At 45.5% G+C, this 14,901-nt stretch carries 14 protein-coding genes; 7 read left to right on the plus strand and 7 right to left on the minus strand.

Going from position 1 to position 14,901, the window contains the following annotated elements:
- Nucleotides 1-27: 27 nt before the first annotated feature.
- Both ACQEXU_RS20590 and ACQEXU_RS20595 read left to right on the plus strand, forming a co-directional pair.
- A complete protein-coding gene (locus ACQEXU_RS20590) occupies nucleotides 28-1,566 on the plus strand; it encodes a COG3650 family protein (protein WP_427012130.1) in 1,539 nt (512 codons plus the stop codon).
- On the plus strand, nucleotides 1,566-2,159 hold the full coding sequence (locus ACQEXU_RS20595) for a tRNA-uridine aminocarboxypropyltransferase (protein WP_427012131.1): 594 nt from the start codon (nucleotides 1,566-1,568) through the stop codon (nucleotides 2,157-2,159). The genes ACQEXU_RS20590 and ACQEXU_RS20595 overlap by 1 nt, the downstream gene beginning before the upstream one ends.
- Here ACQEXU_RS20595 and yigB read toward each other — a convergent pair.
- Genes yigB through lptM form a run of 6 tightly spaced genes read right to left on the minus strand, consistent with a single transcriptional unit; the run spans nucleotide 2,145 to nucleotide 6,754 of the window.
- On the minus strand, nucleotides 2,145-2,858 hold the full coding sequence (gene yigB, locus ACQEXU_RS20600; protein ID WP_427012132.1) for a 5-amino-6-(5-phospho-D-ribitylamino)uracil phosphatase YigB: 714 nt from the start codon (nucleotides 2,856-2,858) through the stop codon (nucleotides 2,145-2,147). The genes ACQEXU_RS20595 and yigB overlap by 15 nt on opposite strands.
- On the minus strand, nucleotides 2,855-3,805 hold the full coding sequence (xerC, locus tag ACQEXU_RS20605) for a tyrosine recombinase XerC (protein ID WP_367987569.1): 951 nt from the start codon (nucleotides 3,803-3,805) through the stop codon (nucleotides 2,855-2,857). The genes yigB and xerC overlap by 4 nt, the downstream gene beginning before the upstream one ends.
- The gene (locus ACQEXU_RS20610; protein WP_427012133.1) at nucleotides 3,774-4,514 is read right to left on the minus strand and encodes a DUF484 family protein; all 741 of its coding nucleotides are present in this window, start codon (nucleotides 4,512-4,514) and stop codon (nucleotides 3,774-3,776) included. Before ACQEXU_RS20610 ends, xerC begins: the two co-directional genes overlap by 32 nt.
- Nucleotides 4,515-5,345: a diaminopimelate epimerase gene (gene dapF / locus ACQEXU_RS20615; protein WP_427012134.1), complete on the minus strand. Its 831-nt coding sequence runs from the start codon at nucleotides 5,343-5,345 to the stop codon at nucleotides 4,515-4,517.
- Nucleotides 5,346-5,355: 10 nt separating this feature from the next.
- Entirely contained in the window at nucleotides 5,356-6,609 is a 1,254-nt protein-coding gene (gene lysA, locus ACQEXU_RS20620) for a diaminopimelate decarboxylase (RefSeq protein ID WP_427012135.1), read from the minus strand.
- Between the two features lie 25 nt (nucleotides 6,610-6,634).
- Nucleotides 6,635-6,754: an LPS translocon maturation chaperone LptM gene (lptM, locus tag ACQEXU_RS20625; RefSeq protein ID WP_427012136.1), complete on the minus strand. Its 120-nt coding sequence runs from the start codon at nucleotides 6,752-6,754 to the stop codon at nucleotides 6,635-6,637.
- 75 nt (nucleotides 6,755-6,829) lie between these two features.
- Between lptM and cyaY the strand changes: the two genes are divergently transcribed.
- Nucleotides 6,830-7,144 carry an iron donor protein CyaY gene (cyaY, locus tag ACQEXU_RS20630; RefSeq protein ID WP_427012137.1) on the plus strand — a complete coding sequence of 105 codons (315 nt, stop codon included), beginning with the start codon at nucleotides 6,830-6,832 and terminating at the stop codon, nucleotides 7,142-7,144.
- Nucleotides 7,145-7,191: 47 nt separating this feature from the next.
- Here the strand turns inward: cyaY and ACQEXU_RS20635 are convergent, their stop codons facing one another.
- The gene (locus ACQEXU_RS20635) at nucleotides 7,192-9,720 is read right to left on the minus strand and encodes a class I adenylate cyclase (protein WP_427012138.1); all 2,529 of its coding nucleotides are present in this window, start codon (nucleotides 9,718-9,720) and stop codon (nucleotides 7,192-7,194) included.
- Between the two features lie 353 nt (nucleotides 9,721-10,073).
- Between ACQEXU_RS20635 and hemC the strand changes: the two genes are divergently transcribed.
- The 4 genes from hemC to ACQEXU_RS20655 are packed head-to-tail and all read left to right on the plus strand — an operon-like array spanning nucleotide 10,074 to nucleotide 14,141.
- The gene (hemC, locus tag ACQEXU_RS20640) at nucleotides 10,074-11,012 is read left to right on the plus strand and encodes a hydroxymethylbilane synthase (protein WP_427012139.1); all 939 of its coding nucleotides are present in this window, start codon (nucleotides 10,074-10,076) and stop codon (nucleotides 11,010-11,012) included.
- A 5-nt stretch (nucleotides 11,013-11,017) separates the two neighbouring features.
- Nucleotides 11,018-11,758, plus strand: coding sequence for a uroporphyrinogen-III synthase (locus ACQEXU_RS20645; protein WP_427012140.1), 741 nt, complete (start codon nucleotides 11,018-11,020; stop codon nucleotides 11,756-11,758).
- A 2-nt stretch (nucleotides 11,759-11,760) separates the two neighbouring features.
- Nucleotides 11,761-12,960, plus strand: a complete 1,200-nt coding sequence (locus ACQEXU_RS20650) for a uroporphyrinogen-III C-methyltransferase (protein WP_427012141.1) — start codon at nucleotides 11,761-11,763, stop codon at nucleotides 12,958-12,960.
- The gene (locus ACQEXU_RS20655) at nucleotides 12,960-14,141 is read left to right on the plus strand and encodes a heme biosynthesis protein HemY (protein WP_427012142.1); all 1,182 of its coding nucleotides are present in this window, start codon (nucleotides 12,960-12,962) and stop codon (nucleotides 14,139-14,141) included. The genes ACQEXU_RS20650 and ACQEXU_RS20655 overlap by 1 nt, the downstream gene beginning before the upstream one ends.
- The last annotated feature ends 760 nt before the right edge of the window (nucleotides 14,142-14,901 follow it).

Here is a 14,901-nt window from a genome sequence, read left to right on the forward strand (position 1 = left end):
AATAATTCTGGATTAGGAAGATATAGCATGAAGGCACTGAGAAGCCCAGTCGCAGTACTCACAATGCTTGCGCTGCAAGCCTGTTCCACATCAACACCGGTTACGGAAAGTGCTCCTGTGGTCAACGCCACTCTTGATAACCCTGAGACTATTCAACCTCAGACTTTTGTTATGCGTGGCGAGGTGGTATTAGGACATGAAGTTCGTGCTATTAAACCGTGTGGCAGCAACAAACAATATTGGTTAGGTTTGGACGATGATCGTTTTAACCAAGCGATGACGCTCGTTCGCTCTCCTTATCAACCTCTTTATGGTGAAGTCATTGGCTATCTCAAGCCACCGAGTGAACATGGTTTTGACTCCGACTATACCGCTAATATTCACGTCACTCAGGTCAATCTGCTTAGTGCCGAAAATCCTGATCGCTGTGCCTTACCAGAAAATCCAACCCAAGCATTTGGCAATGAACCTTCTTGGTCAGCAAGCTTCACTCAAGATGGTTTGATGTTCCAGCCCCTTGGTGCTGATAAGCAACAACTTAAGGTGGAATCCAGTCGTATCACCGAATCCTCACGCCGTTATGAATTAGCCGATGGCAATTTAGAGCTGACTCAGCGTAGTTGTGTCGATAACATGAGCGACAGCTTGTATGGCTGGCAAGCTCAACTGAACATAAAAGATAAACGCTACAAAGGCTGCGCGACGGTATCAAACCTTGACAGTACACGGGAATGGGTTGGGTTATATCACGCCGCTTCAACTCAAAACTTAGGTTTTAGCATCAATCTAGAATTATTAGCCGATCACACTGCGGTGACTACCTACAAATACAGTGATAACCAGCCAGATACGGTTGAGCGTGGGTATTGGCAGCAGCTAAATCCTGAGCAAATTCAGGTCACCATGACGCACCATCAGCAACAGCGTTTATTATCAGAGCGTATCTTTAGCCGTGATGGTTATCAGTTGATTGCAGAAAAAGAGAAAGTCGGCTCTGTGGTTTATCCAATTGCTGACGGAGGGCTGATCTTGTTTCGTGCCAAATCTGAAGCGACCACTGCCCCAGCCAAAGCCACAAGCCAAGTTGATACCCGTGCGAAACAAGTGCCATCAAGCGCGGAATACAACAGCAAAGTCGACCAAGCGGTACGCCGCTACTTTAAATTACACCGCACATCACCAGAAAATACTCAGTACCGTTGGTTAACTTACGATCTCAATGGCGATGGTAAGCAAGAGCTGCTGACACAGTTGGATTGGTGTGGCTCCGGTGGTTGTACGCTTCTGATTTTTGAAAATCATCAAGATGAATGGCGCTTTAACAGCCGTGTTACCTTAGTCAACAGTCCGATGTTTCTGGGAAGCCAAAACCATGAAGGCTGGCAAGACTTAATCTTTTATGTCAGTGGAGGTGGCGCTCAAGCCAAGCAACATCGCCTACAATACAGCGGTGTCAGCTATCCACTCAACCCAAGCGTAGCGCCTGTTGCAACCCCGCAGCAAATAAGCGCAGTGAAGCTATTTTCTGACGGCATTTCGCCACGCCAACAAGGCGTGAAGCTATAATGTTTCACTGCCCAACTTGTGGTTTAACCCATCAATGCATCTGCCACGCCTTACCTCAAACCCAGAGCCAGCTATCACTGGCTCTACTGACACACAATAACGAGCAACATAGAGACACCAATACCGGGCGTTTTCTCGCGCACAGCTTGCCACATTGTCAGGTTTATCCATGGAGTCGCACTGAGCCTCCTAAAGCACTACTGGAACGTATTGCTCAAGCAAACAATGCTTATGTGCTCTACCCCGACGACCAAAGCCAGTCTATCGAATCAGTCCTCACTCCGGTTCAAGAGCAACAAGGGGAGAACTTGTTTATTCTGCTGGATGGAACCTGGCAGGAAGCCAAAAAAATGCTACGTAAGAGCGCTTGGTTAGATGCTCTGCAAAAAGTGCATTTCACGCCGAAACACGACTCAATCTATCGCTTAAGACGTAATCAAGAATCCGGTCATTTATGCACATTGGAAGTGGGATGTGAATTGCTTGAGCTGATTGGCGAGCAAAATCACTCAACTCAGTTAAGGCAGTTTTTACAACACTATATGGATGCATTTCACGCCGACAAAAGTGGTCACGCGTTAAAATGCAAGTAAGTCTGCCAGTTGGTGGATTTCAACGTGAGGTAACTGGCGTGCTCGGTGAGCAGTGCGTAAGTTCACGGGCTGATCGTTGTACCAGCATGCCTGAAACCCATTATTCAATGCACCTTGAACATCGGTCAGTAAGTGATCACCAACATGCAAGATGTGGTGGGCAGGTAAGCGTAAATGCTGGCACGCTTTATCAAACATATCACGGTGTGGTTTTGCGCAGCCATCATCACCGGCTTTGAGAACCTGTAGAAAATAGCCCGCTAATCCAATCCGCTCAGCATCCACGTTGCCATTTGTGATCGCCACCAGCGGATAGCGCTGCGCCAGTTGCGCCATCACTCGATGTGTCTCCTGTGGTACCTCAAAATCACTGCGCCATTGTAAAGCCAGTGTGATCGCATCATCGGCAGCAAAGCGGGCCTCCTGCGATTCGTAGCCAAGTTGAATCAATCCTGTTTCAATCACCCGCTGGCGCCATAACGTCACATCATGACGCAACCAAGGATCGCGTTTGGCAAGGGATTGTTTTAATTCAAACCACCACTGCGGACTTTGCGTCACTGAGATGGGATGCTGTTTGTGCATCCAAGCTTGCATTTGCTTCTCTAACTGACGAATCACTGGACGGTTATCATACAAGGTATCATCAAGGTCAAATGTCATTGCCTTAATCGGCTTCAGTGAGCGATAGAATTTCATTCCTCACCATCCTGCTTTTTCGTCCCTTTGCGCTTCGCTCTCGGATGTGCCTGATCATAGACTTGAGCCAGATGTTGAAAGTCCAAATGGGTATAAACTTGCGTAGTCGAAATGTTCTCATGGCCTAAAAGCTCTTGCACCGCACGCAGATTATTACTCGATTCCAACACATGGGTTGCAAAAGAGTGGCGTAACTTGTGTGGGCTAATGTGGCTAGCCACCGCTTGTTTTTGTCCCCACTCCGCCATGCGTTTTTGTACATTTCGATGTGAAATGCGTACACCAAGCTTGGAGACAAATAGTGCTGGCTCATCAGCATTGGCTAAATTGCCACGTACTTTTAGCCACTTGCCAACCCACTCTTCCGCCAAGCCAGAGAAAGGCACCTTGCGCTCTTTATCCCCTTTACCCACAACGCGTAACTCACCCGAAGACAAACTGATATCACGGGCATTCACACTCACTAATTCCGCCAAACGTAACCCCGCACCATACATAAGCTCCATCATGGCTCGGTCACGGATGGCAAGCGGATCATCTTCATTCACCTCTAACAGCTGACCGACTTCATCAACATCAAGGTTTTTGGGCAAGGGTCGTTGTTTACGTGGGGCCGACACTCCTTTCGCCGGATTGGCAGAAAGCTCGCCCCGAAGGATGAGAAAGTCAAAGAAACTACGCAAGGAGGACAAACGCGTCGCTAAACTGCTGGCCTTCATCCCATCACGCATACCTTTGCTGGCTAGCTGTCTGACCCAAGCAGCATCCACTTTGCTCCAATCATGCACACCTAAGGAGCATAAATGGGTCGCCATGGTTTCGAGTTGCTGTTTGTAATTACGTTGGGTATGCAAACTCAGCCCCTTTTCGCTTCGTAGATATTCGTAGAAGCGCTCCAGAGGCTTTTGCAAACTGCTAGGCAGAGGTTGTTGTGCTGATGTGCTCATTATTTTCTAGCTGCCAAGGCAGAGTGGCGATCAGGTGAGAAAAAACTAACGCGAGATGACGCAGAAATAGGGTGTCCATATGAGGTTGAAAATGGCCACCATCTTCGCTTGAAAACGCTAAAACACCTTGAACCGTATTACGACTAAGCGGTAAAACCACGTATGAACCTAACTCAGGGACTTGGGTCTCGGCATTGAATAAGGTGTCACGATCAGCCTTACGCATCCGCCCAAGGTAAGCTGGCTTGCCATTTAAATGATTGGTTGCGAAGCGTTGGTACTGATCACGTGCAATATGATATTTGCTCACATCACACTCAAGCAGCTTGATATGCGCGACTAAACCAAGCTCAATGGCTTTACTCTCAATCGCACGCACCACCTCGTACAACGTTTCACATTTTAAGATCTGCTCTTGCAGAGCCATAAATTCGTGGAACGTTCTATCATTATTGGCCGCAAGCGACATCAAGGTAGTGATTTCTTCTTCCAGCTCTTCAATACGTTGACGCTGACGATTGAGCTGCACATGCACCAGCGACACCGCACCCTGCTCATGATTTGGCAGGGCTAATCTATCCACGAGATCACGACGCTGAAGGAAAAAGTCTGGATTATCACGCAGATATTCCGCCACCACTTCAGCCGTCATGGCATCCGCTTCCACCGCAATCTCTTGCTTGGGTAGGTTATTCGTTAACTTTGTCATTTAGCAGCTCAATTGACCATCGAAGACATGGGTTGCAGGCCCCGTCATATACAAAGGGTGGCCCAGGCCTTTCCAGCTAATACGCAAGGTGCCACCAGGTAATTGGACTTTAACGTTCTCATCCAACAGCCCTTGAACGACACCGACAGCAACAGCACCACAGGCACCACTACCACACGCTTGGGTTTCACCGGCGCCACGTTCGTACACGCGCAGTTTCACCTCGTTGCGGTTTATCACTTGCATAAAGCCCGCATTAACACGTTCTGGAAAACGTTCATGAGACTCAAGCAGAGGGCCAAGGTTATCCACATCCGCAAGGTCAACATCATCCACCACAGTCACCACATGTGGGTTGCCCATGCTCACAGCCCCACAAAACAAGGTTTTGTCTTCAGTACGCAGGATGTATGTTTTTTCCGTCTGCTTCGCCTTGAATGGGATCTTACTCGGTTCAAATTCCGGTTCACCCATGTTCACCGTCACTTGATCATCTTCCTCAATATTGAGGACCATTTTCCCTTTCTTGGTACTGACATTAATACTGAATCGATTGGTCAACCCTTTCATTCGCACAAAACGCGCAAAGCAACGTGCACCATTGCCACACTGCTCAACTTCGCTACCATCTGCGTTGAAAATACGGTAATGAAAATCCGTTTCAGGATCATAAGGCGCTTCAACCACTAAAAGCTGATCAAAGCCAACACCTGTGTGACGATCCGCCAAACGACGGATCAACTCAGGTGAAAAGAAAATGTTCTGAGTAATGCAATCCACGACCATGAAGTCATTACCCAGACCGTGCATTTTAGAGAAATGGAAATGCATAAAAGACTACTTACTCCGGCAATACGTTTTCTAATGCCCACAGGCTACTCAGCGTTTCACGCTGGCGCACCAAATGCGCTTGATCGCCATCGACAATGACTTCTGCAACTCGCGGACGGGTATTGTAGTTTGAGGACATCACAAACCCATACGCACCAGCAGAGCGAACCGCCAACAGATCCCCTTCTTCAATCGCTAGACTACGATCTTTACCTAGGAAATCACCCGTTTCACAGATAGGCCCCACCAAATCATAAGTTTGAGCTTCACCATCTCTTGGTTTTACAGGCACGATATCTTGCCATGCTTGATATAAAGCCGGGCGCATCAAATCATTCATCGCCGCATCGATGATGGCGAAATTCTTATGTTCAGTATGTTTGAGGAATTCAACACGAGTCAGAAGTAAACCCGCATTCGCCGCGATCGCCCGGCCTGGCTCGAAAATCAGTTCCAGATCTTGATGATTTTCCAAACGGGCAAGCAATGCTTTGGCGTAATCAGAAGGTTGTGGTGGTAATTCATCACGATAAACCACACCTAAACCACCACCGACATCAAGGTGTTTAATGTTCACCCCATGTGCTTTTAAGTCATCAATCAAGGCAAGCAAGCGATCCGTAGCATCAATAAATGGCTCGATATCCGTCAGCTGGGAACCGATATGACAATCAATACCTTGAACATTCAAATGCTCTAAGCTTTGTGCAAACTGATAAACCGCTGGCGCGCGATCAAAAGCAATACCAAATTTATTATCACGAAGGCCAGTCGAAATATAAGGGTGCGTATGTGCATCCACATCTGGGTTAATACGCAAAGAAATCGGTGCTTTAACGCCCAGTTCCCCCGCGACTTGATTCAGACGTTCCAACTCAGGCTCAGACTCAACGTTAAAGCATTTGATCCCAAGTTCAAGCGCACGCTTCATTTCTGCAGCCGTTTTACCCACACCAGAAAACACGACTTTTGCAGGATCACCACCGGCAGCCACAACACGCTCAAGCTCACCACCAGACACAATATCAAAGCCAGAACCTAAACGGGCTAATGTATTAAGCACACCTAGGTTAGAGTTCGCTTTCACGGCATAGCAGACTAAATGAGGGTGTTCACCTACTGATTTATCAAAGGCATGCCAATGGCGCTCTAGTGTCGCACGAGAATAAACATAAAGCGGTGTACCGTACTGCTGCGCAAGATCATTGAGTGAGACATTTTCGGCCCACAGCTGGCCATCATCCTGATAGTTGAAGTAATCCAAAGTTTTGTTCCCTTAATTAACTGACTTAACGCTCTGTTTGCTCATTTTGTGGTGCATCTTCAGGCATGTAAAGTGAACCAGTTTGACCGCACCCAGCAAGGCCGAGTACAGATAATAGAAATAAAGCTAAGAGTGGTTTTTTCATAACGGATATCGTGATTATTATTCCAATGCCCCCTATAATCGCACCACACTCAAGAAAAGCAATAGGATAGATTGGATGAACGACACTGAATTTCATCAACAAGTAGATGTTCAAATGCAAATTATCGAAGAAGCGATTGATGATTCTGGCGCGGACATCGATTATGAAACGGTAGGGAACGTGATGACGCTTGAGTTTGACGATCGCAGCCAAATCATCATCAACCGCCAAGAACCTATGCACGAGATCTGGCTGGCATCCAAATCCGGTGGCTTTCATTTCAAATTAGTTGAAGACAAATGGACCTGCTCTAAGACAGGCACTGAGCTGTTTGAAATGGTTAAGCAAGAGTGTGAAAAGCACGCCGGCGAAGAGATTGACTGGGTTTAACGACCAATGAATACAAAAAAGAGCATCCTAGATGCTCTTTTTTGTATTTAGCCATTCACCGCTTTATCAGGCCTTGAATAGTTAGACCCATCGTTACGGTAAGGCACGATATAGGAGTCACTGTCTTTAGGGTGAACAATTTGATAGTACTGTGGCAAATTGAAGTTGATCAGCTTAGACGATAAGTTGGCTTCATCTTTTACCGAGGTGTAGAAAGTGTTCACATTGGCGATCATCTCATCTTTCTCGCCACTAAACTGGTGATAAACCTCAACGCGGTTGGCCTCATCCAATACATAGATATTGAAACCCTGCTCTGAATCTTCAAAGAAAAACTGAATAAGACCTTCACTGGCAAACCCATCGACAATTTCTGGCAACTGGTAATCTTGCTCTTTGTCGAGCATAAGCAGAGGAGAACCTTTCAATTTGTTGGTCGAAATGCTGCGGTAAAAGTCGACCGAGTTCTCCAACATTTGAACCGAAACACCTCGACGTTCGAAGAATAAACCATACATTTGCTGACCAATACGCAGCGCCTTAAAGCGGCGGCGCTTCTCTTGTTCAACGGGTTTTAAGCGTAAATCGATACATTCAGCCAGCAGCTGATACACCATATTGCGCATCACACCACGCATATTCTTGCTGTAGCAAAAAACATCCACAGAATCTGGCGGTAACGCGTCTTGGTGCATTTTACCAAGTACAGTTTTTAGTGCATCCAGCATCGCCGTTTCCCCTTTAAAGTGAAGGGTTCGGACTTCATGCCATGAATTTCGGTACACTAAATCGACACTGCCCACTAAGCATTTCTGCTCCGCACCAAAGCTGAAAATATCCACATTTTTCAAGTCGACTTTCTGAGCTTTAGCACCCAATTCTGCCGTCGGATCATTTTCAAAGTTGATGAACATCGCCAATTGGCTAATTTCACACGGGCTGGCGAGCGCTTGCATGGTTGGGCGACGTTTACGTAACGAGAAGGTATTACGCAAATCACTCACCATCTGATAAAACTTATCGATGTCTAAGTGAGCATCACGCACGACTGAATGTAAACGCGTCGACTCCGTAATCAAGCCGTTAAAAAATGCCCATGAAACCAACTTACTCAAATATTCGTGATGCTCAAGTGTCGGTTGACCAATGATGCGATGAGGAATTAAAGGCTGCTTATAGAGATACCACCCCGCTTGATTTGAACGGCCGGGCTTCACTTCAATAAAGGTTAAATCTGGTTCGTGTAAATCAGGCGATATCTGTGGGTTAAGTAAGGTCACTTTCCCCGGAAGCACTTCAAAAGCCGCGTATAACTTACGCGCCAAGATGCTGATATCTTGAGGGCTGATCGCTGAGGTGATGTCATTGCGACGAGCAAACTGGATAAGGTTACGGTAGCTTAGCATTAAAGCATCAAGCAGCGCGTTGTGTACGACTTTTACTTGTTCGACTTTCCAGTTACGGCGGTCATCAAGCTCTGCCAGTATGTTGTTATCCCAATGCCATTTTTGGATCATGTCACTCAGTGCTTCACGTCGCCAAGCGACTGAGCCGATGTCCGGAGCACGAGACAGTTTCTCATGCGTTTTGAGGTAGAAACAGCGGCGGACTAAATCAAGGCGCGTGCTATCGCCAATTCGCTCCAGATAACGCGTGACTTTTTCCAGCATTAAGTAATACGCGTCCATGCCATATAAATCTGGTTCATCGGCAAAAAATCGGCGTTTTGTATCAATACTCAGTAACTGTGTATTTGGGTACTCCCACGAATACGCTTCCAGCAAAATCGCTTTAAGTACCGACTTGTAAGGCGAATCAATACTTTTATATAGCTGCCACAGGTTAGAGCCAAAATACTCCTCTGCAGGAATGCAGTTGAGTTGCCCAAAATCAATCCACTGTGAACAGTCAATGTAGCCTTTTGCACAAAGGTCGCGAACGTATTCGTCGTAGCACTCTTCCATTTCTGGCGGAACAATTTGCCATAGCAAACGCTGACCAGCTAAACGCACGGCACTGCGATAGAACTCATCCAATAACAGCATGTGCTGTGAAGAGCCACAGTTATCACCTGTCATCTCTTCGGAATGATTGGTGCGGAATCGCTCTTCATCCATCACAAAGAAGTTTGCTTCAACACCTTGGCTTTGCGCCCAGTCGGTGATTAACAAACACTTATTCGACAAACTTTCACGTTCACTACAGTCCATCTCTGGTGAAACACAGACCCAAATGTCTAAGTCACTTGATGTGCTTTGGCCGATGGAGGACGTGCTTCCCATGGTATAAAGACCAAGAATGGCAGGTGTTGATGTTGCTTCAAGCGTACGACTAATGGTGAGCTCAGTATCTTCAATAAACTGTTGCTGAATGTCGTTAGGTTCGAAGCCATCGACTCCAAACGGCACTTGTGCGTCGTAATAACCAGGAATGACAGGGTGATTGTAATGAAGTAAAGCGGGAATAAGATGGAAAACTCGCTGGCTTTGTAAATCCATAAGCGCCAGCGCGCGATCAATTCGCTGCTGGTTCAACATATCTAATCTGCGGATTAACGTTTGAATGTAAGCCTGCAAGGGAGAGTCCTTGGTTAAAGTCCTATTTCACTGCTCGAACATTAAGTAAGCAAAAGCAGCTGCAAAACGTGATCAATCTAACACTTTTATTCTAGTTGGTAAAGAATTGTACGATCAGAACGACATTGTCTTGCCTGAATCCATATCTCTTATAATTGCGACCATAGTTTGGTACTTCTACGTGTTTTCTAATAATAGCCCATCTTACAAACGAGATACAGGTCACACTATTTTGACTATTTTATGCTAGCCCACCATCTATTCTTCATCTGAGTGATCTAGCAGTAATACTTTAACCATGACAGTGGTAGGATTAGCACATTCAATTCCCCATCAAAATAGTAAAGAGACTCATGAGCCAATCTACGCCTATCCGAATCGCAACACGTAAAAGCCCCCTCGCTTTGTGGCAAGCTCACTACGTAAAAGATGCACTACAAGCTGCGCACCCAGGACTGGAAGTAGAACTGGTGACGATGGTAACCAAGGGCGACATTATTTTAGACACGCCACTTGCAAAAGTGGGTGGTAAAGGCTTATTTGTGAAAGAGTTGGAAGTCGCCATGCTAGAAGGACGTGCTGATCTTGCCGTTCATTCCATGAAAGATGTGCCCGTTGATTTTCCAGAAGGGCTCGGACTCGTTACCATTTGTGAGCGTGAAGATCCCCGCGATGCTTTTGTGTCTAACACTTACCAAAACATCGATGAACTGCCTCTGGGTGCAGTTGTGGGAACATGCAGCTTACGCCGCCAATGTCAGCTAAAAGAGTCTCGCCCAGATCTTCAAATCAAAGAGCTTCGCGGTAATGTGGGAACCCGCTTAGGTAAACTCGATGCGGGCGAATATGATGCCATTATCTTAGCGGCGGCAGGTTTGAAACGGTTGGAATTAGAAGATCGTATCCGTAGCTTTATTGAACCAGAACAATCTCTTCCAGCCGTTGGTCAAGGCGCTGTTGGTATCGAATGCCGTTTAGATGACAAACGCCTACTTAAATTGCTAGAGCCTTTAAACGATAGTGATACGGCTGACCGCGTTCGTTGTGAGCGAGCGATGAACTTGACCTTAGAAGGTGGCTGCCAAGTCCCGATTGGTAGTTACGCGTTACTAAAAGACGATCAAATCTGGCTTCGCGCATTAGTCGGTGAACCAGATGGTTCTCAAATTGTTCGTGGCGAAATTTCAGGCCCTCGTAGCAAAGCAGAAGAGCTGGGCGTAACTCTCGCAAATCAACTTCTTGATAAAGGCGCGCGAGAAATCCTGGCCAAACTTTATCAAGATCACGAGTAATCACTATGGCCGTGTTGGTAACTCGACCTGGCCAGCAAGGCCAAACTCTCTGCCAACAATTAAATGATGGGGGCATAAACAGCCTCCATCAGCCCCTCATTCAGTTTTCATCAGGGCGTGAACTCGCTTCTCTACCCACTAAAATCGGCCAATTCGACGTTATTATCGCCGTTAGCCAGCATGCCGTTTCCTTTTCATCTCAGACTTTGATCTCATCTAATCAAGACTGGCCAGAGTGTCAGTATGTTGCCGTTGGTCAAAAAACTGCACAGGATCTAAGCAAAGTATGCGGGCAAAAAGTACACTACCCAGAAACCAGCGATAGTGAGCATCTGTTGCAATTACCACTATTAAACAAGGTAAAAGGTAAGAAAGTTCTTATATTACGTGGCAATGGTGGTCGAGAGCTCATTTTTGACACACTTTGTCAGCGCGGAGCAAGGGTAGAATACCTAGAGACATACAAACGAGAAAACATCAGATTCAACTCGCGCTTTTTGGTACCCATTTGGAAAACGAAAGGCATCAAACAGTTGATCATTACCAGCAGTGGCCAACTGGTGTATTTCGTTTCACAAGTCGCTGAAGAATTTCATAATTGGCTGTTTCAATTACAGCTTTATGTACCGAGTAAACGTATTGCCGAAGAGGCTCGAGATATCGGTTTTACCTCCATAGTGAATACCGAAGGAGCCTCAAATAAAGACTTGCTGGCTGCTCTCAAGCCAAACAAACAGGACGATTAGCAATGACAAGCAAAAATAATAAAAACCATCAGGAAAAAGAGAAGAAACAAGAATCCTCTCCAACTGAACTCAATAAAGCTGAAGAAGTAAAAAAAGAGGCACCGTCTTCTCCTGAGCCTAAAGTAGAACCCAAGCAAGAAAAAACTGAAGAGCCTGTAAAATTTGAAGAAAAACAGGGCAAACGAGGTGTTAAGCTTGGAGTATTGGCCATTGTATTATCTATTGCCTTTGGTGGTGGCCTAACCTATTACATGCAACAAAAAGATGCCCAGTATCAAGCTCAGATCACCGCGTTAGAAGGCCGCCTACAACAGGCGAACAGTGCTATCGAGCAAAGCCTTGATACCACCAAACAAGCGGCTGTTAAAAAAGCGACTGAAATTGTCCACCGTGCAGAAACCGTCATTGCTCAGCAGCAAAAAAGTATCGAAAGCCTCCAACTTGCAATTACTGATATCAAAGGTCGTCGACCAAATGATTGGTTGCTAGCAGAAGCTGATTATCTTGTGAAACTTGCTGGTCGTAAGCTGTTCTTAGAGCATGATGCTGTCAGTGCCACCAAATTGATGGAAAGTGCCGATCAACGCATTGCTGCGTTAAACGACCCAAGCTTGGTTCCTCTACGTAAAGCAATGGCAAACGACATTGTTAAGTTAAAAGGTATCCCACTGATTGATCGTGATGGGCTAGTACTACGTATTAGTGCAATGCAGCAACAAGTAGATAAGCTGCCCCTAGCTAATGCATTATTACCAGAAGCTCAACAAGAAGAAGCGGAAGTCGTCTCTCAAGACATTAACGACTGGAAAGACAACTTGATGACATCGTTAAAAGACTTCTCTGAAAACTTCATCACATTCCGAACGCGTGATGGCAATGTCATCCCGTTACTTTCGCCACAACAACATTTCTATTTGAAAGAAAACGTCAAAGCGAAACTAGAAACAGCAATCAAATCGGTTTACGTTGAACAGCAAGAGATCTACACCACGGCATTAACCACGGCTAATAAATGGTCTAAATCTTTCTTCAATCAAGATGACAGCAATGTAAAAGAGTTCAATGCGAGTCTTGAGCTACTCAGCAAACAAAAAGTTCAAGTGGAGTACCCTGTTAAACTTGAAACGCAACAATTATTAAGCGATGTGATCACCGAACGTCTACGCCGTGAAGTCACCACATTAATCACGGAGGAGAAATAATGATTCGATTACTGTTTCTCTTTATTGTTCTCGGCGCCGGCCTCTTTGTTGGCTCTCAATATTCGGGGCAACAGGGCTATGTCCTAATTTCCATCGCAAACAGCACCATTGAGATGAGTGTCACCACACTTGTCATTTTTGTTATTGCTGCACTCGCTGTGTTGTTTTTGCTGGAATACATCATTAAAAAAGCATTCAACGCCAGCTCAGCGACCTGGAACTGGTTTAGCGTTCGTAAAGTGAAACGCTCGCGTCGTTACACCAACGAAGCAATCATCAAATTGTTAGAAGGTGACTTTAAACAGGCAGAGAAGAAAGCAACCCGTTGGGTGAATCACCACGATATGCCACTTTTATGCTACCTTGTTGCTTCAGAGGCCGCTCAAGGACAAGGTGATACAACGAAACGTGATCAATACCTTGAAAAGGCAGCACAGCAAGAGAATGCTCAATTAGCTGTAGAGCTAACGCGAGCAAAGCAACAAGTTCGACAAGGCGAGTTCTCTCCAGCATTCGATACGCTTTCTACGCTAAAAAATACTGCACCAAATAATCCTGTAGTGTTGAACTTACTTAGAAGTGTTTATATCGAGCTTAAGCTATGGCAACCATTACTTGATTTACTACCAAAGCTGGAAAAAAACAAATTGGCCAGCGCTGAAGAGATCGAGCACTTAGCGGCACAGGCACAATGTGGCCTTCTCGCCGAAGTTGCGAATAAAGATGGAAGCGAAGGATTGATTGCACATTGGAATAGCTTGCCTCGCAAGCAAAAAAATAATGTGATCTTGGTTGAGCGTTTCGTAAAACAACTGATTGCACGAAAAGCAGATAATGAAGCATTTACTGTGGTCAAAGAAAGTGTGAAAAAGCACCCTAATTCAGACCTCTATACCCTCATCCCCGAGATGAACTTACCAGATACCCACCCTGCAATTACCATGCTCGAGAAAAGCCTGAATAAAGATGGGCAAAACGCTGAAGCACACAGTGCGTTAGCCAGACTGCAAATGCAAAATGAGAACTGGCCTTCTGCGCAAGAGCATTTCGAAAAAGCATTATCGATTCGTTCAAACGTATCTGATTACAGCTTACTTGCTGACGTTTTAGAAAAACAAAACCTTAGCAAAGCAGCGCATGAAGTATCGAAGAAAGCACTAACTTTGACGCAAAGCGCATAAGTCTAAATAACTTTATAGCCGACCTTTAGGTCGGCTTTTTTACGCCCAAAGACTTTGATAGTACTGGCTTCCAGATAGTTATATCTCCTCCAAAAAACCTCTCGCCAGCCACTGAAATCGAGCCTCCCTTCACAGTTAGAGTGAAGGGAGTACAAGCTTTGTATTATGGACTAAAAACACCACCTGACTATTCCGAAGGCTTATCCAATCCTCATTCATAGTGTATGAACTGATGCATATAAAAATTTCAGGCAACCAAATAGAAAACAGCCATCACTATCAATTTTGCTCAATAGCGAATACCGCTTCAGTTCAATGAACATTGACCTCAATAGGTTAAATAGCGCCCCCAAACGCGCTTGCAAAAACTTAGAAAGGCTACGAGGCAATGACGACTAGTTAGAAGCTTATCTATCGCTCTACAGCAAAAGCCTTACTAAAACAAATAAGGTTTAAGCAAAATCGACATACAAAGATTCATCTCTCTATCAAAAAGAAAGAAAAGCTACATGAAACGACAAACGTTTTTTGGGACAAAGACACTCAATGAAATAGCTGAGTTCTTGATTGGTATTGTATTGAAGGGCCCTAAAGATAATCACCTTAATACAAGGCTTTGCAAAGTAGTGGAAGAAATAGAGGAAGAGAGCAGGACGCTTACGCTCAAGACGCATCATTCCCTAAAAAGATAAATCGATACGCCTAAAACGACAAAACCCAGTCCGAAGACTGGGTTTCTAAATAAGTGGCGGAGCGGACG

Origin of the sequence: Vibrio sp. TRT 21S02 (assembly GCF_050113675.1) — a bacterium.
Taxonomy (GTDB): Bacteria; Pseudomonadota; Gammaproteobacteria; order Enterobacterales; family Vibrionaceae; genus Vibrio.

Coding starts and splice junctions, on each gene's coding strand:
- xerC (WP_367987569.1), bottom strand. CDS start 3,805: ATGAGCACATCAGCACAACAACCTCTGCCTAGCAGTTTGCAAAAGCCT.
- ACQEXU_RS20590 (WP_427012130.1), top strand. CDS start 28: ATGAAGGCACTGAGAAGCCCAGTCGCAGTACTCACAATGCTTGCGCTG.
- cyaY (WP_427012137.1), top strand. CDS start 6,830: ATGAACGACACTGAATTTCATCAACAAGTAGATGTTCAAATGCAAATT.
- ACQEXU_RS20645 (WP_427012140.1), top strand. CDS start 11,018: ATGGCCGTGTTGGTAACTCGACCTGGCCAGCAAGGCCAAACTCTCTGC.
- hemC (WP_427012139.1), top strand. CDS start 10,074: ATGAGCCAATCTACGCCTATCCGAATCGCAACACGTAAAAGCCCCCTC.
- ACQEXU_RS20610 (WP_427012133.1), bottom strand. CDS start 4,514: ATGACAAAGTTAACGAATAACCTACCCAAGCAAGAGATTGCGGTGGAA.
- ACQEXU_RS20595 (WP_427012131.1), top strand. CDS start 1,566: ATGTTTCACTGCCCAACTTGTGGTTTAACCCATCAATGCATCTGCCAC.
- ACQEXU_RS20650 (WP_427012141.1), top strand. CDS start 11,761: ATGACAAGCAAAAATAATAAAAACCATCAGGAAAAAGAGAAGAAACAA.
- ACQEXU_RS20655 (WP_427012142.1), top strand. CDS start 12,960: ATGATTCGATTACTGTTTCTCTTTATTGTTCTCGGCGCCGGCCTCTTT.
- lptM (WP_427012136.1), bottom strand. CDS start 6,754: ATGAAAAAACCACTCTTAGCTTTATTTCTATTATCTGTACTCGGCCTT.
- yigB (WP_427012132.1), bottom strand. CDS start 2,858: ATGAAATTCTATCGCTCACTGAAGCCGATTAAGGCAATGACATTTGAC.
- dapF (WP_427012134.1), bottom strand. CDS start 5,345: ATGCATTTCCATTTCTCTAAAATGCACGGTCTGGGTAATGACTTCATG.